This is a genomic window from Micromonospora sp. WMMB482 (genome assembly GCF_019038635.1).
In the GTDB taxonomy this organism is placed as follows: Bacteria; Actinomycetota; Actinomycetes; order Mycobacteriales; family Micromonosporaceae; genus Micromonospora; species Micromonospora marina.
Genome location: NZ_JAHOPD010000020.1, coordinates 3726530 through 3746112, shown reverse-complemented (window position 1 = coordinate 3746112; position 19583 = coordinate 3726530). Strand labels below are relative to the sequence as shown.

The following is a 19583-nucleotide window of genomic DNA, read 5'->3' as shown; positions in this document are numbered from 1 at the left end:
GCCGCCCGGTGACGGCGGCGAGGCAGGGCCCCGAACCGCCGGGCGAGGACGACCTCGCCACCCGGTTCCGCGACGGCGACGAGGCGGCCCTGCGAGAGGCGTACGACAGGTTCGGCCGAGCGGTGCTGCACCTGGCCACCACGACGCTCGTGAACCGCAGCGACGCCGAGGACGTGACCCAGGCGACGTTCGTCGCCGCCTGGCTCGGCCGGGAGACGTTCGACCCGGCGAAAGGCTCACTGGTCGGCTGGCTGCTCGGGATCGGGCGGCGCAAGGTGGTCGACCGGATCCGGGCCACGGCCCGGGAGACCCGGGTGGTCGAGACGGTGAAGCAACTGCCGGAACCGGTCTCCACCGGCCCCGACCCGGACACCGTGGTCGACCGGCTGGTGGTCGCCGACGAGCTGGCCCGGCTCCCCGACGAACAGCGCCGGATGCTCGAGCTGGCGTTCTACGACGACCTGACACACCAGCAGATCGCCGCGGTGACCGGAGTGCCGCTCGGCACGGTCAAGAGTCACATCAGACGCGGCATGCAGAGCCTGAAACGCAGATGGGAGGTGGACGGTGCAGCACCTGGACCACGACCGGCTGGTCTTTCTGGCGCTCGGTGAGAGCGAGGCGGCTGACGGCGAGGCCACCCATCTGGACACCTGCGACCACTGCCGGAGCGAGATGGAGACGCTCCAGCACGTCGCCGGGCTCGGCGCGGGCACCCAGGGCCTGGCCGAGCTGCCCGACCCGCCGGAGCACATCTGGCAGGGCATCGTGGCCGAGATCCGGGCCGCCGAGGAGCTGCCGGCGCTGACCGACAGGCGCCTGCCGCGCCCGGCCGACCCGGTGGAGCCGGCCGCCGTACCCGTCGTGACACGTCGTCCGCGTCGGAGCCGGCGCTGGCCGGGGTGGGCGACCACTGCGGTCACCGCCACCGCCGCCGCGGTGATCGGCGTGGCCGGCACCGCCGCGGTGCTCGGCGGTGGCGGCGGCGAGCCGGCCGATCCGCAGCCACCGGTGCTGGCCACCGCGCCGCTCGCCGCGTTCGGTACGACGCCGAAGGACGCCTCCGGCGACGCCCGGGTGCTCGGCGACCACCGATTGCATCTGCACGTGGCGAATCTCCCGACCGTTCCGGGGTACTACGAGGTCTGGCTGATCGATCCGAACACGATGGATATGTTCTCCGTGGGTACGCTGAGCAACGGATCAGGGGACGCGCTGCTGCCGATTCCCCCGAACGTCGACCTGCGTACCTACACCGTGGTCGACGTCAGCGCGGAGCAGTACGACAACAAGCCCGGCCACTCCGGCGACAGCCTGCTGAGGGGCACCCTGACGGGCTGATCGGCGGGCCGGCTCAGCTCCCCGGCCCGCCGATCAGCTCCCTACGAGAAAGGCCGCCGCCCGGTGCACCGGGCGGCGGCCTTCTTCACGCGACACTCACTTGCGCTTGCGGATCTCCTCGGCGGCCTGCGGAACGACCTTGAACAGGTCGCCGACCACGCCGTAGTCGGCCAGCTCGAAGATCGGCGCCTCGGCGTCCTTGTTCACCGCGACGATGGTCTTCGAGGTCTGCATACCGGCCCGGTGCTGGATCGCACCGGAGATGCCCAGCGCGACGTAGAGCTGCGGGGAGACCGTCTTGCCGGTCTGGCCCACCTGGAACTGGTGCGGGTAGTAGCCGGAGTCGACTGCCGCGCGGGACGCGCCGACCGCGCCACCGAGCAGGTCGGCCATCTCCTCGACCAGCTTGAAGTTGTCGGCGTTGCCGACACCGCGACCGCCGGAGACGACCACCGACGCCTCGGTCAGCTCGGGGCGGGAGCCCTTCTGCTCGGCGACCCGCTCGACGACCTTGGCGAGCTTGTCCGCGTCGGTGACCGACACGGTGAGCTGCTCGACCGCCGGGGTGGCCGCGGCCGGGGCCGGGTTGAGCGAGTTCGGCCGGACGGTGACCAGCGGCAGGCCCTTGGTGACCTTGGACTTGACGATGGTGGAGCCGGCGAACGCCACCTGGGTGGCGGTGCCGTCGGCGGCCAGGCCGACCACGTCGGTCAGGATGCCGTTGTCCAGCTTGACCGCGAGGCGGGCGGCGATCTCCTTGCCCTCCTGCGAGGAGGCCAGCAGCACGGCGGCGGGCTGGATGCGCTTGACCAGCTCGGCGACCACAGTCGCCTTGGGGGCCACCAGGTAGCCGTCGATCTCCTCGCCCTCGGCGGCGTAGATCTTTTCCGCGCCGTACTCGCCGAGCTTGGCGCTCAGCGCCTCGGCGGCGCCGGCGCCACCGAGGACGACGGCGCTCGGGGTGCCCAGCTCGCGGGCGAGGGTGAGCATCTCGAGGGTGACCTTCTTGACGCCGAACTCCCGGGTGGCTTCGACGACGACGAGAACCTCAGACATGTCAGTGACCTCTCACACGAACTTCTCGGTGGCGAGGAACTCGACCAGCTTCACGCCGCCCTCGCCCTCGTCGGTGATCTTCTCGCCGCCGGAGCGCGGCGGGCGCTTGGAGTGCTCCACCACGGCGCTGGTGGCGCCGTCGAAGCCCACCTCGGCCGGGGCCACGCCCAGGTCGCCCAGGGAGAGCGTCTGCACCGGCTTCTTCTTGGCGGCCATGATGCCCTTGAAGGACGGGTAGCGCGGCTCGTTGATGGTGTCCCAGACGGAGACCACGGCCGGGGTCGAGGCGGTGACCACCTCGTAGCCCTCCTCGGTCTGCCGCTCGACGGTCAGGGCGGACCCGTCGACGGTGAGCTTGCGCGCGCCGGTCAGGGCGGCCACGCCCAGCCGCTCGGCGATCATGTGCGGCATGACCTGGACCCGGCCGTCGGTCGACTCGGCGCCGCAGATGACCAGGTCGGCGCCCAGCTGCCCGAGGGCGGCGGCGAGCACCTTCGAGGTGGCCACCGCGCAGGAGCCGTGCAGGGCGTCGTCCACCACGTGGACGGCCTTGTCCGGGCCCATGGAGAGCGCCTTGCGGATCGACTCGGTCGCCCGGTCCGGACCCATGGTCAGGATGGTGACCTCGCCGCCGTGCGCCTCCTTGATCTTCAACGCCTCTTCGATGGCGTACTCGTCCATCTCGTTGATGACGTTGTTCGCCGAGCCGCGGTCGACGGTGTTGTCGTCAGAACGCAGGTTGCGGTCCGCGCCCGAATCGGGCACCTGCTTGACGAGTACGACGATGTTCATCGCGCTTCGACGACCCTCCTGTTTGGTGTAGCGATCACTCGCCCGGTCACGGGCGCAGCCTCCCGCGTGACGCAACGTGGGTCAACCGCGGGTTGCTGTGCACTTCCCCACGGGGCAATGTTACCCGCAAGTAGCATGGTCACCCCGGCGGCCCGGAGTGACCCAACTCACCACCGTCACGACGCCTCGGCCAGCGCATGCCGGATCTTCTCGATCGCCGCCGCCTCGGCCGGCTCGATCCCCCGGTGCGCCTGCGCCACCCGCTCCGCCGCGGCCAGCACCACCGACCGGTACGTCCCGACGTCGCCCGGCGACTTGGCGCGCAGGATCTCCACCGACCGGGCCAGCGCGGGCAGCACCATCGACTCGACCTCCAGGACCGAGTCCCGGGGGAGTTGCGGCAGCGGCCCGGTGGTCAGCGCCTCCTTCACCACGCCCCCAACCTCGGCGAGCGCGCCGGAGGCGGCGAAGCTCTCCCGCACCATGGCCAGCACCCCGGGTACGGCGTTGGAGACCAGGAACACGGCACCGAACGCGCCGGTCTTCAGGGTGAGCCGCTCGTCCGCCGTCAACCGTTCCATGATCACGGAGTGTAGACGTAGGCCGTGGCGGTGGTGACCGCAACGAGCCCGAGCCGCTCCAGGATGGGGCGGCTGTCCGGCGAGCAGTCCACCTGTAGCAACGTCTTGCCGCGCTGCTGCGCCAGCCGCGCCCGGTAGGCCACGAGCGCCCGGTAGACGCCCTTCCGGCGCCACTGCGGCAGCGTCGAGCCGCCCCAGAGGCTGGCGAAGCCGGTGCCCCGCTGGTAGCGGATCCAACCGGCGCTGATCACCGTCTCCCCCGCCTCCGCCACCACGATCGTGATCGACTGCGGGTCCGCCTCGATCTCGCGGAGCAGCCCGTACACCAGGTGGCTGCGGTCGTCGTGCCAGACCTCCTCCTCCATCGCGGCGATCCGCTCCAGGTCGGCCCGGCTGGTGACCTCGCGCAGGCGCACCCCCTCGGGGAGCACCGGGACGGCGGCGGCGAGCGGCGCGACCGGGCCGACCACGACGGTCTCCTGGTCCTCCGGCACGAACCCGGCGGCGCGCAGCCGGTCGCCCAGGTCGGCCGGCTCGTCGTGACCGGCCGCCTTCCACTCGACCGACTCGCCCCGGGCCCGGAAGACCTCGACCTGCCGGGCGATCAGCGCGTCCAGCTCGGCGCCGGCCAGACCGTCGAGCGTCCGGTACGTCAGGAAGCCGCGGTGGTCGAGCCCGAGCACACGGAACAGCGGACCGTCGCGCTCCACTGTCACCCCGGCCGGCAGCGGGTCCGGCAGCTCCGGTCGGATCTGGCTGTCGTAGGCGTCGCGCAGCCCGCGCGCGTCAAGATCGGTCATCCCCCCAGGCTAGGCGCGGGGCAAAGCGGATAATCGGCAGCGTGTGGGAGTCGATCAAAAACTGGTTCGACCCGCGTGAGCTGCGTTCGGTCGGCACCCCGCCGGACTACCGCTTCTCGCTGGCGAACGAACGGACGTTCCTGGCCTGGCTGCGAACAGGTCTCGCGCTGGTGGCGGGCGGGCTGGCCGCGGCGCAGTTCCTCCCGCCGCTGCGCCTGGCCCACCTGCGTGAGGTGCTCGCGGTCGCGCTGCTGCTGCTCGGCGCCGCCGTCTCGATCCGGGCGGTCGACCACTGGGCGCGCACCGAACGCGCCATGCGGCTGAACGAGGAGTTGCCCGCGTCCCGCTTCCCGGCCGTCCTCGCGCTCGTCGTCGCGGTCGGCGCGCTGCTGCTGGTGGCCGCCGTGCTGCTGGGCGGCGCGCGGTGACCCGTGACCCCGGCCTGCAACCCGAGCGCACCCGGCTGGCCTGGCGGCGGACGCTGCTCACGTTCACCGCGGTGCTGCTGCTCCAGCTCCGGCCCGCGTTCGGCGGCCGGGCCGCGGACGCGGCGACGGCCGGCGTCGCGGTACTGGTCTGGCTCGCCGTGCTGGTGGTGGCGTGGCACCGGGCCACCGGCACGGGATCGCGCCGGCTCGACCGCTGGTCGGTGCCGCTGACCGCGCTCGGCGCGGCCGGACTGGCGGTGCTCGGTGTGGCGCACGTGCTCGGCGGGGTGCGCTGACGTGCGGCGGTGCGCCATCATGAGTCATGGCCCGCCTCTACGTGCTGCTCTTCCTGGTCCAGATCGTCCTCGCCGTGTTCGCGCTGATCAGCTGCCTCTCCGCCGACGAGGAGAAGGTCAGGGCGCTGCCCCGGATGATCTGGGTGCTGATCATTCTCTTCTTCCCGCTGATCGGCTCGATCGCCTGGTTCCTCGTGGGCCGCGAGCGCCCGGCCGGGACCGCCGGCGTCACCGGCACGACCCGGCCCACCGCTCCGGCCCGCCGCCCGCTCGCACCGGACGACGACCCGGACTTCCTCGCCTCGATCGACGAGCGCTCCCGCCGCGAGGACCAGGAACGCCTGCGCCTGTGGGAGGAGGACCTGCGCCGCCGCGAGGAGGATCTACGCGACCGCCCCGACGACCGGGACCGCCCCGAGGTCTGAGACGCGCCACGGGCCGCGCTCAGGCCAGGTTCGACGAACGGGGGTACGCGTCCGCGGGGTCGGTCAACACGTTCACCAGGTACGGCACGCCCGAGTCGAACGCGCGCGCCAGCGCGGGCCCGAGGTCGGTGGCCTTCTCCACCGTCTCGCCCGCGCCGCCGAGCGCCTCGACCACCTTGTCGTAGCGCAGGCCGGGCTGGAGGTCGGCGGCCACGTCGTAGCCGTACATCGCCCGCATCGGGTGCTTCTCCAGCCCCCAGATGCCGTTGTTGCCGACCACGATCACCACCGGCAGCTTCTGCCGGACCAGCGACTCCACGTCCATCAGCGAGAAGCCGGCCGCGCCGTCGCCCATCAGCACGCAGATCTGCCGGTCCGGGTGGCTGACCCGGGCGCCCATGGCATAGCCCATGCCGGTGCCGAGGCACCCGTACGGGCCGGGGTCGAGCCAGGTGCCGGGCTGGGCCGGCTCCAGGTACCGTCCGGCGTACGACACGAAGTCGCCGCCGTCGCCGATGGTGATGGCGTCCGGGGCGAGCACCCTGCGCAGCTCGCCGTAGATGCGGGCCGGGCGGATCGGGTCGCTCTCGGCCGCCATCTCCTCCGCGTCGCGGGTCTTCGCCGCGTCCTCGGCGGTCCGCAGCTCGGCGATCCAGTCGGCGTGGTCGGCCCGGTCACCGGTGTGGTCGGCGAACGCGCCGAGGATCAGCCGCAGGTCACCGGCCGGCGCGGCGGCCGGCTGCACGTGCCCGGCGCGCTGGCTGGGCGCGTCCACGACGTGCACCACCTGCGCGTCGCCGAAGTCGCCGAAGGAGAGCCGGAAGTCCAGCGGGGTGCCGATCACCACGACCACGTCGGCGCCCTTGAGCGCGACGCGGCGGGCCTTGGCGAAGGCGAGCGGATGATCCGGCGGCAGCGCACCCCGGCCCATGCCGTTGGTGAACACCGGCACCCGCAGCGACTCGGCGGCGGCGCGCAGCGCCTCGACGGCGTCGCCCGCGTACACGTCGGAGCCGGCGATGATCACCGGCCGGGACGCGCCCGCGATCAGCCCGGCCGCCTTCGCCACCTCGTCCGGGTCCGGCTCGATCGGCGCCGGCGGCGTGACCGCCGGCAGGCCGGTGGCACCGACGGAGAAGACCGCCTCCAGCGGGAAGTCCAGGAAGACCGGGCCGCGGTGGGGGGTGAGCGCGGTGGTCAGCGCCGCCGACACCGCGCGCGGGATGTCGTCGGCGCTGAACACCGTCTCGGCGTGCTTGGTCACCGGCGCGACGAGCGGCAGGTGGTCCATCTCCTGGAGGCTGCCCGAGCCCCAGCGGAACTGCGGTGCCCGCCCACCGAGCACCAGCACCGGCGAGGCGTTGAAGAACGCGCTGGTCAGGCCGGAGACCCCGTTGGTGACGCCGGGCCCGGCGGTGAGCACGGCCAGGCCCGGGCGGCGCTGGAGCTTGGCCACCGCCTCGGCGGCGAACACGGCGGACTGCTCGTGCCGCACGTCGTAGAGGGGGAAACCCTCCTTGTGCGCGGCGTCGTAGAGCGGGAAGACGTGCCCGCCGGAGAGCGTGAACATCTCCCGTACGCCGTGCGCGCGTAGTGCCGCGAGTGCCAGATCGCCGCCGTGGCCCTCGATCCGCTCCGTCATGCCATTCCCCTTCGTCGACCGACCGGGGTCACGCTACTGGCCGGTACAGCGGATGTGAACAGCCCTCGCGTCAGCGGCCGGTGAAGCCCGGCTTGCGCTTCTCCACGAACGCGGCCATGCCCTCGCGCCGGTCGTCGGTGGCGAACAGCGCCGCGAAGAGCTGACTCTCCCAGGCCAGGCCGGAGGTGAGGTCCATGTCCAGACCGCCGTCGACGGCCACCTTCGCCGCGCGCAGCGCCTGCACCGGCCCGGTCAGGAACGGCTTCACGTACGCCACCGCGGCGTCGTAGACCTCGGCGGCCGGGACCACCCGGTCGGCCAGGCCGATCCGCAGCGCCTCGGCGGCGTCCACCATCCGCCCGGTCATGATCAGATCCTTGGCGCGGGCCGGGCCGACCAGACGGGCCAGCCGCTGGGTGCCACCGGCACCCGGGATGATGCCGAGCTTGATCTCCGGCTGGCCGAGCTTGGCGTCCTCGGCGACGATCCGCCAGTCGCAGGCCAGCGCCAGCTCGCAACCGCCGCCGAGCGCGTACCCGGTGATCGCGGCGACGACCGGCTTGGGGATGCGGGCGATCGCGCCGAGCGCGCTGGACAGATCGGCCGCACGCTCCGCCATGTCCACGTAGGACATGTCGGCCATCTCCTTGATGTCCGCGCCGGCCGCGAAGACCTTCTCGCCGCCGTACACGATCACGGCGCGGACCTCGGCGTCGGCGGTGGCCGCCGACGCGGCGGCGCGCAACTCCTCCTGCACCTGGGTGTTGAGCGCGTTCATCGGCGGCCGCTCCAGCCGGATGGTGCCGACGCCGTCCTTCACTTCCAGCCTGACGAACTCGCCCACGCTGCCCTCACTTCCTCGTCGAAGTCGCGTGCCAACCTTACGACTCGCCTCGTTGGGGTAGACAGTGTGGTGTCGGCGACTCCCCGGGTCGCCGCCGGAGTCGCCGCCGCCCCGCCACCGGGAGTGAGGCCATGATCACCTACTACGACGACCGCTCCGTCCAGGTCACCTCCACCGCGATACGGGTGGACGGGCGCAGCTACCCGCTGACCGAGCTGACCAGTGTGTGGCACCGGCGGGGCGACCGCTCCTGGCGGGTGCTCGCCGGACGCGGCGCGATCGGGGCCGCGCTCGCCGGGCCGCTGGTGGCCGCCGTGCTGGGCATCGCGCTGGCCGTGTGGCTCCAGCGCTCGGCGGTGGTCACCATCGCCATCGTCGGGGTCTCGGTGCTGGCCGGCCTCGCGGTCGGGCCGCTCGCGGACTTCCTCTTCGAGCACCTGGACCGCTCCTACGCCCGGGGCAGCCGGGAGATGGAGATGTGGGCGCAGTGGCGGGGCCGGCCGGTGCGGCTGCTGCACACCCGCGACGCGATGCGTTTCGGCCAGGTCTACCGGGCGGTGCAGCGGGCGATGGAGAGCCTGTCGTCCGCGCCGGGTCGTCCGGCGCCCCGGCCGGGTCGTCCCGGGCCCGCTCAGAACGTGATCGGCTCGTCCGGCAGCAGGCCGAGCCCGCGCAACAGGCCGTAGGTGTCCTGCTCACCCCAGAACTGCACGATCCGGCCACCGGCCAGGCGGTACATCTTGCAGGCGCTCTGCACCGCCGTCGCCCCGGTCGCGTCCCGCCGGTACGTCTGCGCCAGCGACACCACCACCCGGTCGCCGGCCGCGAAGATCTCCCGGATCTCCTGGTCGAGCACTGTGAGGCCGGGTGCGGAGACGGCTGCCTCGGGGTAGCGCCGGCCGCGTACCGCCGTGCCGGAGCCGTAGACCTCCACGTCCTCGTCGACCACGTCGGCCAGCTCGGTCAGGTCCTTCGTGACGAAGGTGCGCAGATAGCGCTTGACCACCTCGACGTTGCGCGCCTGCTCGTCGCCGGCCTTCCGCGCCCCGCTCCGGTCCGTCATGCCCGCCACCCTACCGGCGCGCGATCGCCGACGCCGCCCCGCGCGGTTAGGCTGATTCATGGTCCTCTATTACCGGGACGACGCCGTGCAGGTCACCTCGGAGGCGATCCACGCGGGCGGCCAGGCCGTCGCGCTCGCCGACGTCACGTACGTCTGGCACGCGCGCGGCACCACCACACTCGCCGTCCGGGGACGGGTGCTGGGCCGCGGGGTGCTGGTCCTGCTGCTGTCGCTGCCACCGCTCGTCGCGGTGGTCTGCGTGCTCTCGCTGGCCTGGTCCGCGCAGGACCGGGGCGAGTGGAAGCTCGCTCTGATCATCCTGGCCGCGTTCGTGGTGGCGGGGCTGGCGCTCACCCCGTTCCTGGAGGTGCCGCTCGGCTGGCTGGACCGCTCCTACGAGCGCGGCAACCGGGTGCACGAACTGTGGGTGCAGCACCACGGCCGGGAGACGATGCTGGTCCGTACGCCCGACGCGCTACGGTTTGGGCAGATCTACCGGGCCGTGCAACGCGCCGTCGAGCAGCAGGGAGACAGACGATGACCCACCGCGACGGCGAGGCACTGGCGCTGGCCGGGCTACTCGCCACCGCCGGCGTCACCCACCTGGTCCGGCCCGGCCTCTACGACCCGATCGTGCCGCGTGCGCTACCCGGCCCGGCCCGCTTCTGGACGTACGCCTCGGGTGCCGCCGAGCTTGCCGTGGCAGCCGCGGTGGCGCATCCGGCCACCCGCCGGCGCGGTGGCCTGGCCGCGGCGGCCCTGTTCGTCGCGGTGCTGCCGGCCAACGTGCAGATGGCCTGGGACTGGCGTCGTCGCCGGCCGGCCCGGCGGGCGATCGCCTACGGACGGCTGCCGATGCAGGTGCCGCTGATCTGGTGGGCGCTGCGGGTGGCCCGGTCCTAGCACCGGGACCGGCGTGGACGGCGCCGCGCCGCCGTCGCTCGGCGGCACTGGCCGGCACGCCGCACACTGGTCCTCATGGCGATCCCACTCCCCCGGCCCGGCGCCGTGCTCGGCCTCACCCGTTCCGCACTGGATCAGGCGCTCGGCTCGGCCGTCACGGTGGCCTCGGTGCCCGCTCGTGCCTTCGCCGTCCTCGACCAGGTGGAGGCGCTGGTGCGGCGGATCGACGGGGTGGTGGACCGGATCGAGGGCACGCTCGACCGCACCGACCGGGTGCTCACCGACGCGGAGACGGCGGTGGCCGAGGTGGCGGTTCTCAGCGCCGCCGCCACCGCGGCGATCGACACGGCGACCGAGGTGGCCGCCGCGGCCGCGGTCGTGGTCGGCGAGGCGCAGCGGGTCTCCGAGGCGGCGGCCACAGTCGTGGTGGAGGCCGACCGGGTGGCCCGGACGGCGGCCGGCGTGGTGATCGAGGCGGAGACGGTGACCACGCGGGCGGCGGGCACGCTGGCGACCGCCGAGAAGGCGACGGGCGTCGCGAACGAGCTGCTGGCCGCGTACGAGGCGACGCTGCGCCGGGCCGCGCCGATGGCGGCCCGTTTCGTGGAGCAGCTCAGCCCGGAGGAGGTGACCGCCGCGATCCGGCTCGTGGACGAGTTGCCGAAGCTCAAGGACCATCTCACCTCGGACGTGCTGCCGATCCTGGCCACGCTGGACCGGGTCGGCCCGGACCTGCACGACCTGCTGGACGTCACGCGCGACCTCAAGCTAGCCGTCGCCGGCATCCCCGGGCTCGGCATGCTGCGCCGACGCGGCGAGCGCCTCACCGACGAGGTGTAAGGAAGGGCACCTTCTTAACGCCTCCGGTAGTGGAAGGGGCCCTTCTTAACCGCCGGGGTACAGCTCGTCGATCTCCGCGCGGTGCGGCAGCGCCACCGAGGCGCCGAGTTTGCGCACGCATGCCGCACCGGCGGCCGCCGCCCAGCGCACCGCGTCGGCCAGGTTCCGCCCCTCGCCCCAGGCCACGGCGAGCGCGGCGGTGAACGCGTCCCCGGCGGCGGTCGAGTCGACCACGTCCACCGGCACCGCGGGCACGTGCGCCGGCGGCCGCTCCCGGTCGACGTACCAGGCGCCGTCGCCGCCGAGCGTGAGCACCGCCCGGGGCACCAGGTCGAGCAGCGCCGCCGGCTCGTCCCGGCCGCGGCCGGTCAGCGCCTGCGCCTCCGGCTCGTTCACCACGAGCAGGTCGGTGGCCGCCAGCAGCTCGGCCGGCACCGGCCGGGCCGGCGCGGCGTTGAGCACCACCCGGGTGCCCGCGGACCGGGCCGCCAGCGCCGCCTCGGTCACCGTCTCGACCGGCACCTCCAGCTGCGCGACCAGCACATCCGCATCGCGTACGGCGGACAGCTCGTCCGCGGTCGGCGACGTGAACGCGGCGTTCGCCCCGGGGGTGACCAGGATGGCGTTCTCTCCCGCACCGCCGACCATCACGAGCGCGACGCCGGACGGGCCGTAGACCACCCGCAGGTGGCCGGTGTCCACGCCGGCCGCTGTCATCCGGGCCCGCAGCGTCACGCCGAACGAGTCCGAGCCGATCGCGCCGAGGAAGACGCAGGACGCGCCGGCGCGTACCGCGGCGACCGCCTGGTTGGCGCCCTTGCCGCCGGGCAGCATGACGAAGTCGTCGCCCAGCACCGTCTCACCGGGCCGGGGCAGCGCGGCGCCGATGCCGACCAGGTCCATGTTGGCGCTGCCGACGACGGCGATCCGGGTCTGCGGCACGGTGTGGTCCCGTCGCTCAGGCCGCGCGGGCGGCCCAGCGGTCGCCGGACCGCGTCACCACCAGCGGCAGGCCGAACGCCTTCGACAGGTTGTCGGCGGTGAGCACGTCGGCGAGCAGGCCCTGCGCCACCACGCCACCCTCGCGCAGCAGCAGCGCGTGGGTGAAGCCCGGTGGGATCTCCTCGACGTGGTGCGTGACCAGCACCATGGCCGGCGCGTCCGGGTCGTACGCCAGCTCGGCCAGCCGGGCCACCAGGTCCTCGCGCCCGCCCAGGTCGAGCCCGGCGGCGGGCTCGTCGAGCAGCAGCAGCTCCGGGTCGGTCATCAGGGCGCGGGCGATCTGGACGCGCTTGCGCTCACCCTCGGACAGCGTGCCGTACGCGCGGTCGGTGAGGTGGCCGACGCCGAGCTGGCGCAGCAGCGCGGCGGCGCGTGCCTCGTCGGTGCGGTCGTAGCTCTCCCGCCAGCGGCCGACCACCGACCAGGCCGCGGTCACCACCACGTCGACGACCCGCTCGTCGGCGGGGATCCGCTCGGCGAGCGTCGCGGTGGACAGGCCGATGCGGGTACGCAGCTCGTTGACGTCGGTACGGCCGATGCGCTCGCCGAGCACGTGCGCGACGCCGCTGGTCGGGTGCAGCCGGCCGGCGGCCAGGTTGAGCAGCGTGGTCTTGCCCGCGCCGTTCGGCCCGAGCACCACCCACCGTTCGTCCAGCTCGACCCGCCAGTCGACGTCGTGCACCAGCGCGGTACCGGAACGCTTGACGCCCACCCCGTCGAGGCTGACCACCAGATCCGCGTCCACGGTCGAGGGGGCGGGGGCGCCCGGGGCGCCGGGGATCAGGTCACCAGTCACCGCTCCATCCAATCACGCACCCGGCCGGGCGCCCCCCACGGGCGGCGCCGCCGCCATAGGGTGGGGCGCCGTGTCGTTGGTCACCGCTTCCGGAAGGACACCCATGCCCGACCGCTGCCGGGAGGCGCGCGGATGAGCGCGGTCATCGAGATCGCCGGCCTCCGCAAGACGTTCCACACGCTGCGCCAGGGGCGCCGGGTCGCCGTCGACGGCTTCGACATGCTGGTCGAGGCGGGTCAGGTGCACGGTTTCCTGGGGCCGAACGGGTCCGGGAAGACCACCACGCTGCGTGCGCTGCTGGGGCTGGTCCGGCCGGACGCCGGGCGGATGCGCGTGCTGGGTGCCGAGTCACCCGAGCACCTGCCGGACGTGGCCGGCCGGGTCGGCGCGATCGTGGAGAGCCCGCAGTTCTTCGCCAACTTCACCGCGCACCGGACGCTGCGGCTGCTGGCGCTGGCCGGGGGTGTGCCGACCGCCCGGGTGGACGAGGTGCTGGAACAGGTCGGGCTGCGCGACCGGGGCGACGAGCGGGTCAAGGGCTACTCGCTGGGCATGAAGCAGCGGCTGGCGGTCGCGTCGGCCCTGCTGAAGAACCCGGAGCTGCTGATCCTGGACGAACCGGCGAACGGGCTGGACCCGGCCGGCATCCGGGAGATGCGTGATCTGACCCGGTCGCTGGCCGAGGCCGGGGTGACGGTGCTGCTGTCCAGCCACATCCTCGCCGAGATCCAGTTGATCTGTGACCACGTGACGATCGTGAGCCGGGGCCGGCGGGTCGCATACGGGCCGGTGGAGGAGGTGCTGGCCGGCTTCGACCAGCACCAGTGGCGGGTCCGGGTGGCCGACCCGGAGCAGGCCGGGCAGCTGCTGGGCCGGGCCGGCCTGTCGGTGGCGGCCGCGCCGGACCACCTGGTGGTGACCGGTGTGGAGGATCCGGAGACGATCAGCCGGACGCTCGGCGAGCAGGGCTTGTGGGTACGCGAGCTGGTCCCGCTCCGGCCGGACCTGGAGAGCGTCTTCCTGGAGCTGACCGGCGGCCACGAGCACGTGGCGGTGCCGCGGCAGGTCGACGGGGCGCCGCCGAGCGACGGAGTGATCGATCTCGACGTCCGGGAGAGCCGGGGGGTGGACGCGTGAACCTGGTCCGTGCCGAGCTGGAGCGGCTGGCCGCCCGGCGCTTCGTGCAGCTCATGGTGGTGCTGCTGGCTGCCGCCTTCGCGGTGACGGTGGTGACCACGCTCGCCGGTTCGCACCGGCCCGGCCCCGCGGAGCTGAGCCGGGCGCAGGCCCAGGCGGCGGAGAACGTGCGCCAGATGGAGATGACGTACGACCGCTGCCTGCGGATCCGCGAGGGCTCGCTCCCGCCGGGCGAGAACGACTACCTGCCGCGTGACTGCGCCCAGATCGACCCGGCCCAGATCGAGGATCTGCCGAGCGCGGCCGACTACCTCAGCGGCGTGTTCGTCTTCGCCAAGGAGGCCGAGCCGCTGCTCTACTTCCTGATCGCGTTCCTGACGCTGTTCGGGTTCCTGGTCGGCGCCTCCTACATCGGGGCCGACCTCAACTCGGGTGGCGTGGTCAACCTGCTGCTGTGGCGGCCCCGGCGGCCGGCAGTGCTCGCCGCGAAGCTGGGCACGCTGCTGGGTGGCCTGCTCGGCCTGTCGGTGCTGGCGTCGGCGGCGTACCTCGGGGCGTTCTGGTTGATCGGCCAGGCGTCCGGCCTGGTCGGGCGGACCGGCGGCGACTTCTGGCCGTCGCTGGCGGCGATCTGGGTACGCGGGCTGATGCTGGTGCTGCTCGCCGCGGCGCTGGGGTTCGCCGTCGCCACGCTGGGCCGGCACACGTCGGCGGCGCTCGGCACGGTGGCCGCGTACGTGGTGGTGTGGGAGCTGGGGGCGCGGCTGGTGTTCCAGATCCTGGAGGTCGGCCGGCCGGACCGGTACATGCTGTCCAGCTATCTGGCGGCCTGGCTGTCCGGTGAGGTGCGGCTGTGGGACAGCAACGCCTGCGGCCCCGGGATCTCCGGCTTCTGCGACGGCTCCTACACGCTGACCTGGATGTCGGGCCTGGTGGTGCTGCTCGGGCTCACCGGCGCGCTGGTGGCCGCCGCGTTCACCGTGTTCCGCCGCCGCGACCTGATCTGACCGGAGTCACGTTCCGGCAACTCCTTGCGAACCCTGGCGCCATGATGAAGGATTCCTTCACATGGCGCCAGGGTTCAGGACGCGGTCAGCCGACCGTCGAGCCGAACACCTCGTCGCGTACGGCGTCCAGCGCGGTCCGCAGCGCGCCGCGCAGGATCGGCTCCTCGGTAAGCCCGGTGGTCACCACCCGGGGCCGCACGAGCGTGATCGCGGCGACCTCGTGCTGCACCCGTTCGGCCAGCGCCGCCCCGCCCGCCTGCCCGACCGCCCCGGCGAGCACCACGAGTGGCGGGTCCAGCACCACGCAGGTGCTCGCCACACCGAGCGCCAGCCGCCGCGCCAGCTCGTCGAGCATCGGCCCGCCGGCGGTGCCGGCGGCGATGGCAGCGCGTACCACCTCGGCGGCCCGGGCCGCCGCGACGCCCTGCTCGGCCGTCTCCGGGCTGGCGAAGCCGTGCTCGGCGGCCACCGCGCGCACCGCGTCGGCGCCGACGAGCTGCTGGAACGCCGGTTTGGCCCGCTTGGACACGTCGCGCGGGATGGGCGCGCCGGGCACCGGCAGGTAGCCGATCTCGCCGGCCGCGCCGCTGCTCCCGTGGTGCAGCCGGCCGCCCAGCATGATCGCCAGGCCGACGCCCGCGTCCACCCAGACCAGCACGAAGTCGGCGGTGCCGCGGGCGGCACCGGACTGCGCCTCGGCCACCGCCGCGAGGTTCACGTCGTTCTCGAACACCACAGGGGTGTCGAGATCCTCGCGCAGCGCGGCGAGCAGGCCGCTGTGCCAGCGCGGCAGGTTGAACGCGAAGGTGATGTCGCCGGTCTGCGGGTCGACCAGGCCGGGGGTGCCGAGCACGACCCGCCGGACGGCGGACAGCTCCGCCCCGGCGCTGCTGGCCGCCTGGACCACCGCGTTGTGCACCACGCCGACCGGGTCGTCGGTGTCCTTCGTGGACTGCTCGACCCGGCCGGCCACCGTGCCGGTGATGTCGGCGCAAGCCGCCACCACCCGTTCCGCGCCCACCTCCACGCCGACCACGTACGCACTGCTCGGCCGGACGGCGTAGAGCTGCGCGTTCGGGCCCCGCCCGCCGGCCTGCTCACCGACCCGGGCGACCAGGCCGCGCTCCTCCAGCCGCTCGACGAGCTGGGACGCGGTGACCTTGGACAGCCCGGTCAGCTCACCGATCCGGGCCCGGGTCAGCGGGCCGCGTTCGAGCAGCAGCTCCAGCGCCGCACGATCGTTGAGCGCCCGCAGGAGTCGGGGGGTGCCGGGCAGCCGGGTCGCACTCATGCCAACGTCCTCAATTTTCAGTAAAGTTTTCTAACCACAAAACGCCTGCCGAGGGGTGCCCGTTAGCGTATCGGCCACCCCCATCCGCAGAGGTCGGACGACCCGGCAGGGAAAGGGGATACTCGTGGGTCTGGATCCAGGACTGCGCCGGCTCGCGCTGGGCACGCTGCTGGCCGCGTACCCGGGACCGGTCCCGCCGGACTGGGCGGTCGACCTGCTCGCCGAAGGGCTCGCCGGGCACACCCTGTTCGGCACCAACATCCACGACCCGGCCCAGGTGGCGGCGTCCACGGCGGCGCTGCGCGCCGGCCGCCCCGACGTGATCGTCGCGATCGACGAGGAGGGCGGCGACGTCACCCGGCTGGCGCACGCCACCGGAAGCCCGTACCCCGGAAACGCCGCGCTCGGCGCGGTGGACGACCCCGGCCTCACCCGTCAGGTGTACGCGGCGATCGGCGCGGAGCTGGCCGCCCTCGGCGTCACAGTCGACCTGGCGCCCACCGTCGACGTGAACACCGCCGACGAGAACCCGGTGATCGGCACCCGCTCGTTCGGGGCGGACCCGAAGCGGGTCGCCGTCCACTCGGCCGCCGCCGTCGCCGGTCTCCAGTCGACCGGCGTGGCCGCCTGCGCCAAGCACTTCCCCGGGCACGGCGCCACCGTCGCCGACTCCCACCACGAGCTGCCCACCGTCGACGTGCCGCCGGCCGTCCTGCGGGACCGTGACCTGCCGCCGTTCGCCGCAGTCGTCGACGCGGGCGTCCGCGCGGTGATGACCGCGCACATCCGGGTGCCGGCACTGACCGGCGACGGCCCGGCCACGTTCAGCCGCGCGGTCCTGCACGACCTGCTGCGCGGAGAGTACGGGTTCACCGGAGCGATCGTCACCGACGCGCTGGAGATGAAGGGCGCGGTGCTCGCCGCCGGCGGCGTCGGCGCGGGCGCGGTCCGGGCCCTGGCCGCCGGCGCGGACCTGCTGTGCATCGGTGCCCGGGTCGACGCCGAGCTGGTCGAGTCGGTCGCGGCCGAGATCGTCGCGGCGATCGCCGACGGCCGGCTGGCGCGCGAGCGGGTCGAGGAGGCCGCCGGCCGCACCGCCGCGCTCGCGGCCGCCACCGGCCCCGCCGACGCCCCGCGCCCAGCCGTCGACGGCCTCGGCTACGCCGCCGCGCTGCGGGCGGTACGCGTCGAGGGCGACCTCACCCGCGACACCGCGCCCCTCGTGGTGCAGGTGCACGCCACCTCCACCATCGCCGAGGGGCGGGTGCCCTGGGGGCTCGGCCCGCACCTGGCCGGCGGGGTCGAGCAGGCCCGTGCCGTGGCGGGCGAGACCGACCCGGAGGAGTTGCGGCGGCTCGCCGGAGACCGCCCGGTCGTGCTGGTCGGACGGCATCTGCACCGGCTGCCCGGCGCGCGCGAGCTGGTCGAGGCGCTGGCCGCCACGCATCAGGTGATGGTGGTCGAGATGGGCTGGCCGGGCGTCTGGCGGCCGGCGGGCGCGGGGGCCTTCGTGGCCACCCACGGCGCCAGCCACGCCAACGGGCGGGCCGCGGCCGAGGTGCTCGGCCTGACCGCCTGACCGCACGCCCGATCCGGCCCGCTGCCCCGACGGGCGGCGGGCCGGTCTCTTGAACGCGTTCAAATTCTGTCGTACGCTCAGCGCGTCCGGGATTTGAACATGTTCAAGAGAGGCGACGGGGATGGACGTGAAGGTCTGGATGTACCTGGCCTACCTGACGGTGAGCATCGGCCTCACCATCTGGGTGGCGCGGGCGTTGTCCCGCAACGGCCTGGTGTTTCTCGAGGAGGTGTTCGCGGACAGCCGGCTGGCCGAGGCGGTCAACAGCCTGCTGGTGGTCGGCTTCTACCTGCTCAACCTCGGCTACGTCACGGTGGCGATGAAGGAGTCCGATCCGGTCGGCGACACCAGCCAGGCCCTGGAGCAGCTCTCCATGAAGGTGGGGCTGGTCCTGCTGGTGCTGGGTGCGCTGCACTTCTTCAACGTCTTCGCGCTCGGCCGCTACCGGCGCGGCCGCCTGCGCCAGCAGGCCGTCCACCCGCCGCTGCCGCCGGTCGGAATGCTCCCGCCGCAGGGCGGGCCCGTACCGGCGGCTGGTCCGAACCCGCCGGCCCGGTGACGTCGGCCCCGGGCGGGCGCCGACCGGATCCCACCGGGCACGGGGCCGGTGGGATCCGCGGGTTCACCGTCCTGTTCGACGCGGACTGCCCGATGTGCCGGGCCGCCCGGCGGTGGCTCGCCTCCCGCGCCCAGCTCGTACCGCTGGAGTTCGTGCCGGCCGGGTCCGCCGAGGCCCGGCGGCGCTTCCCCGGGCTGGACCACGACGCCACACTGCGCGACCTCACAGTGGTGGCCGACACCGGCGCGGTCTACCGCGGCGACGGCGCCTGGTTCGCCTGCCTCTGGGCGCTCGCCGAGCACCGCGGTACTGCCGAACGGCTGGCCCGCCCGCACCTGCTGCCGCTGGCCCGGCGGGTGGTGGCGGCGGCCTCCGCGGTCCGCGAGCGGATCCGGGAACCGGGATACGGTGACGACGATGACCGAGCAGAGTGCGCCGACGACCGCTGCGGGTGGGCAGGGGTCGACGGCCCGGGGTGAGCAGACCCGCCAGCTGATCCTGGACACCGCGATGCGGCTGTTCCGCGAGCGTGGATACGCGCGGACGACGATGCGCGCGGTCGCCCAGGAGGCGGGCGTGGCGGTGGGCAACGCCTACTACTACTTCGGTTCCAAGGAGCACCTGGTCCAGGAGTTCTACGCGGGCACCCAGCGCGAGCACCGGGAGGCGGCCGCGCCGGTGCTCGCCCGGGAACGGGACTTCGGCGCGCGACTGGCCGGGGTGCTGCACGCGGGCGTCGACGTGCTGAGCCCGTACCACACGTTCGCGGGCGCCTTCTTCAAGACGGCGGCCGAGCCGACCTCGCCGCTCAGCCCGTTCTCCGCCGAGTCGTCGGCGCCCCGGGACATGTCGATCGCGCTGTTCCGCGAGGCGCTCACCGGCTCCACCGTCAAGCTCGACGACGAGCTGCGCGAGGCACTGCCCGAGCTGCTCTGGCTCGGCTACATGGGTGTGGTGCTCTACTGGGTGCACGACCGCTCGGAGGGGCAGGTCAAGACCCGGCAGCTCATCGACGGCGTGGTGCCGCTCGTGGACCGGCTGGTGGGGCTGTCCCGGCTGCGCGCGCTGCGGCCGGTCACCCGGCAGGCGCTCGCCCTGATCCACACACTGCGTCACTGACTCCGGTAACGCACAGCCGTGCGATTGCGCAGGTGAGAGTCCGTAACCGGACAGTAACCCACCCCTTGTTCACCATCGGACT

General features: G+C 73.6%; 25 protein-coding genes. 15 read left to right on the top strand and 10 right to left on the bottom strand.

Annotated elements, in window-relative coordinates; all coding sequences use genetic code 11:
- Positions 1-8 precede the first annotated feature (8 nt).
- Positions 9-614, top strand: a complete 606-nt coding sequence (locus KSK32_RS18885; RefSeq protein WP_216932400.1) for an RNA polymerase sigma factor — start codon at positions 9-11, stop codon at positions 612-614.
- Positions 568-1341, top strand: a complete 774-nt coding sequence (locus KSK32_RS18880) for an anti-sigma factor (RefSeq protein ID WP_216932399.1) — start codon at positions 568-570, stop codon at positions 1339-1341. The genes KSK32_RS18885 and KSK32_RS18880 overlap by 47 nt, the downstream gene beginning before the upstream one ends.
- Before the next feature lie 96 nt (positions 1342-1437).
- Here KSK32_RS18880 and KSK32_RS18875 read toward each other — a convergent pair whose 3' ends face one another.
- The 4 genes from KSK32_RS18875 to KSK32_RS18860 all read right to left on the bottom strand — a co-directional run bounded on the left by KSK32_RS18875 (position 1438) and on the right by KSK32_RS18860 (position 4570).
- Positions 1438-2397, bottom strand: coding sequence for an electron transfer flavoprotein subunit alpha/FixB family protein (locus KSK32_RS18875; protein WP_216932398.1), 960 nt, complete (start codon positions 2395-2397; stop codon positions 1438-1440).
- Positions 2398-2409: 12 nt separating this feature from the next.
- The gene (locus KSK32_RS18870; RefSeq protein WP_018786224.1) at positions 2410-3189 is read right to left on the bottom strand and encodes an electron transfer flavoprotein subunit beta/FixA family protein; all 780 of its coding nucleotides are present in this window, start codon (positions 3187-3189) and stop codon (positions 2410-2412) included.
- Between the two features lie 176 nt (positions 3190-3365).
- Entirely contained in the window at positions 3366-3770 is a 405-nt protein-coding gene (locus KSK32_RS18865) for a hypothetical protein (protein WP_216932397.1), read from the bottom strand.
- A 2-nt stretch (positions 3771-3772) separates the two neighbouring features.
- Entirely contained in the window at positions 3773-4570 is a 798-nt protein-coding gene (locus KSK32_RS18860; RefSeq protein ID WP_216932396.1) for a GNAT family N-acetyltransferase, read from the bottom strand.
- A gap of 41 nt (positions 4571-4611) precedes the next feature.
- On the opposite strand from KSK32_RS18860, the gene KSK32_RS18855 reads away from it, so the two are divergent.
- The 3 genes from KSK32_RS18855 to KSK32_RS18845 are packed head-to-tail and all read left to right on the top strand — an operon-like array spanning position 4612 to position 5719.
- Entirely contained in the window at positions 4612-4998 is a 387-nt protein-coding gene (locus KSK32_RS18855) for a YidH family protein (protein WP_216932395.1), read from the top strand.
- On the top strand, positions 4995-5294 hold the full coding sequence (locus tag KSK32_RS18850) for a DUF202 domain-containing protein (RefSeq protein ID WP_216932394.1): 300 nt from the start codon (positions 4995-4997) through the stop codon (positions 5292-5294). The genes KSK32_RS18855 and KSK32_RS18850 overlap by 4 nt, the downstream gene beginning before the upstream one ends.
- 26 nt (positions 5295-5320) lie before the next feature.
- Positions 5321-5719: a PLD nuclease N-terminal domain-containing protein gene (locus tag KSK32_RS18845; protein ID WP_216932393.1), complete on the top strand. Its 399-nt coding sequence runs from the start codon at positions 5321-5323 to the stop codon at positions 5717-5719.
- A gap of 19 nt (positions 5720-5738) precedes the next feature.
- On the opposite strand, the gene KSK32_RS18840 is transcribed toward KSK32_RS18845, so the two are convergent.
- The gene (locus KSK32_RS18840; protein ID WP_216932392.1) at positions 5739-7361 is read right to left on the bottom strand and encodes an acetolactate synthase; all 1623 of its coding nucleotides are present in this window, start codon (positions 7359-7361) and stop codon (positions 5739-5741) included.
- A gap of 70 nt (positions 7362-7431) precedes the next feature.
- Positions 7432-8205 carry an enoyl-CoA hydratase-related protein gene (locus KSK32_RS18835; protein WP_216932391.1) on the bottom strand — a complete coding sequence of 258 codons (774 nt, stop codon included), beginning with the start codon at positions 8203-8205 and terminating at the stop codon, positions 7432-7434.
- 131 nt (positions 8206-8336) lie between these two features.
- Between KSK32_RS18835 and KSK32_RS18830 the strand changes: the two genes are divergently transcribed.
- Positions 8337-8891 carry a DUF6232 family protein gene (locus KSK32_RS18830; protein WP_216932390.1) on the top strand — a complete coding sequence of 185 codons (555 nt, stop codon included), beginning with the start codon at positions 8337-8339 and terminating at the stop codon, positions 8889-8891.
- On the opposite strand, the gene KSK32_RS18825 is transcribed toward KSK32_RS18830, so the two are convergent.
- On the bottom strand, positions 8837-9268 hold the full coding sequence (locus KSK32_RS18825) for a nuclear transport factor 2 family protein (RefSeq protein WP_216932389.1): 432 nt from the start codon (positions 9266-9268) through the stop codon (positions 8837-8839). The two genes, KSK32_RS18830 and KSK32_RS18825, sit on opposite strands and share 55 nt — an antisense overlap.
- 58 nt (positions 9269-9326) lie before the next feature.
- Between KSK32_RS18825 and KSK32_RS18820 the strand changes: the two genes are divergently transcribed.
- From KSK32_RS18820 to KSK32_RS18810, 3 genes are all read left to right on the top strand, one after another.
- Positions 9327-9809 (top strand): DUF6232 family protein, encoded by a 483-nt coding sequence (locus KSK32_RS18820; RefSeq protein WP_216932388.1) that lies wholly within the window; start codon positions 9327-9329, stop codon positions 9807-9809.
- Complete coding sequence (locus tag KSK32_RS18815; protein ID WP_216932387.1) at positions 9806-10171, top strand: hypothetical protein; 366 nt, start codon at positions 9806-9808, stop codon at positions 10169-10171. Before KSK32_RS18820 ends, KSK32_RS18815 begins: the two co-directional genes overlap by 4 nt.
- Positions 10172-10246: 75 nt before the next feature.
- Positions 10247-11011, top strand: coding sequence for a hypothetical protein (locus KSK32_RS18810; protein ID WP_216932386.1), 765 nt, complete (start codon positions 10247-10249; stop codon positions 11009-11011).
- A 45-nt stretch (positions 11012-11056) separates the two neighbouring features.
- Here the strand turns inward: KSK32_RS18810 and KSK32_RS18805 are convergent, their stop codons facing one another.
- On the bottom strand, positions 11057-11953 hold the full coding sequence (locus KSK32_RS18805; RefSeq protein ID WP_216932385.1) for a ribokinase: 897 nt from the start codon (positions 11951-11953) through the stop codon (positions 11057-11059).
- 16 nt (positions 11954-11969) lie between these two features.
- Positions 11970-12809, bottom strand: a complete 840-nt coding sequence (locus tag KSK32_RS18800; protein WP_216932384.1) for an ABC transporter ATP-binding protein — start codon at positions 12807-12809, stop codon at positions 11970-11972.
- Between the two features lie 132 nt (positions 12810-12941).
- On the opposite strand from KSK32_RS18800, the gene KSK32_RS18795 reads away from it, so the two are divergent.
- The gene (locus KSK32_RS18795; RefSeq protein ID WP_216932383.1) at positions 12942-13946 is read left to right on the top strand and encodes an ABC transporter ATP-binding protein; all 1005 of its coding nucleotides are present in this window, start codon (positions 12942-12944) and stop codon (positions 13944-13946) included.
- The gene (locus KSK32_RS18790; RefSeq protein ID WP_216932382.1) at positions 13943-14953 is read left to right on the top strand and encodes an ABC transporter permease subunit; all 1011 of its coding nucleotides are present in this window, start codon (positions 13943-13945) and stop codon (positions 14951-14953) included. The genes KSK32_RS18795 and KSK32_RS18790 overlap by 4 nt, the downstream gene beginning before the upstream one ends.
- An 85-nt stretch (positions 14954-15038) precedes the next feature.
- Here the strand turns inward: KSK32_RS18790 and KSK32_RS18785 are convergent, their stop codons facing one another.
- Complete coding sequence (locus tag KSK32_RS18785; RefSeq protein WP_216932381.1) at positions 15039-16244, bottom strand: ROK family transcriptional regulator; 1206 nt, start codon at positions 16242-16244, stop codon at positions 15039-15041.
- A gap of 124 nt (positions 16245-16368) precedes the next feature.
- On the opposite strand from KSK32_RS18785, the gene KSK32_RS18780 reads away from it, so the two are divergent.
- From KSK32_RS18780 to KSK32_RS18765, 4 genes are all read left to right on the top strand, one after another.
- Positions 16369-17823 (top strand): glycoside hydrolase family 3 protein, encoded by a 1455-nt coding sequence (locus tag KSK32_RS18780; protein ID WP_216932380.1) that lies wholly within the window; start codon positions 16369-16371, stop codon positions 17821-17823.
- Positions 17824-17944: 121 nt separating this feature from the next.
- Complete coding sequence (locus KSK32_RS18775) at positions 17945-18382, top strand: hypothetical protein (protein WP_216932379.1); 438 nt, start codon at positions 17945-17947, stop codon at positions 18380-18382.
- Complete coding sequence (locus tag KSK32_RS18770) at positions 18379-18861, top strand: thiol-disulfide oxidoreductase DCC family protein (RefSeq protein ID WP_216932378.1); 483 nt, start codon at positions 18379-18381, stop codon at positions 18859-18861. Before KSK32_RS18775 ends, KSK32_RS18770 begins: the two co-directional genes overlap by 4 nt.
- Positions 18800-19501 carry a TetR family transcriptional regulator gene (locus tag KSK32_RS18765; protein WP_216932377.1) on the top strand — a complete coding sequence of 234 codons (702 nt, stop codon included), beginning with the start codon at positions 18800-18802 and terminating at the stop codon, positions 19499-19501. Before KSK32_RS18770 ends, KSK32_RS18765 begins: the two co-directional genes overlap by 62 nt.
- Positions 19502-19583: the final 82 nt, after the last annotated feature.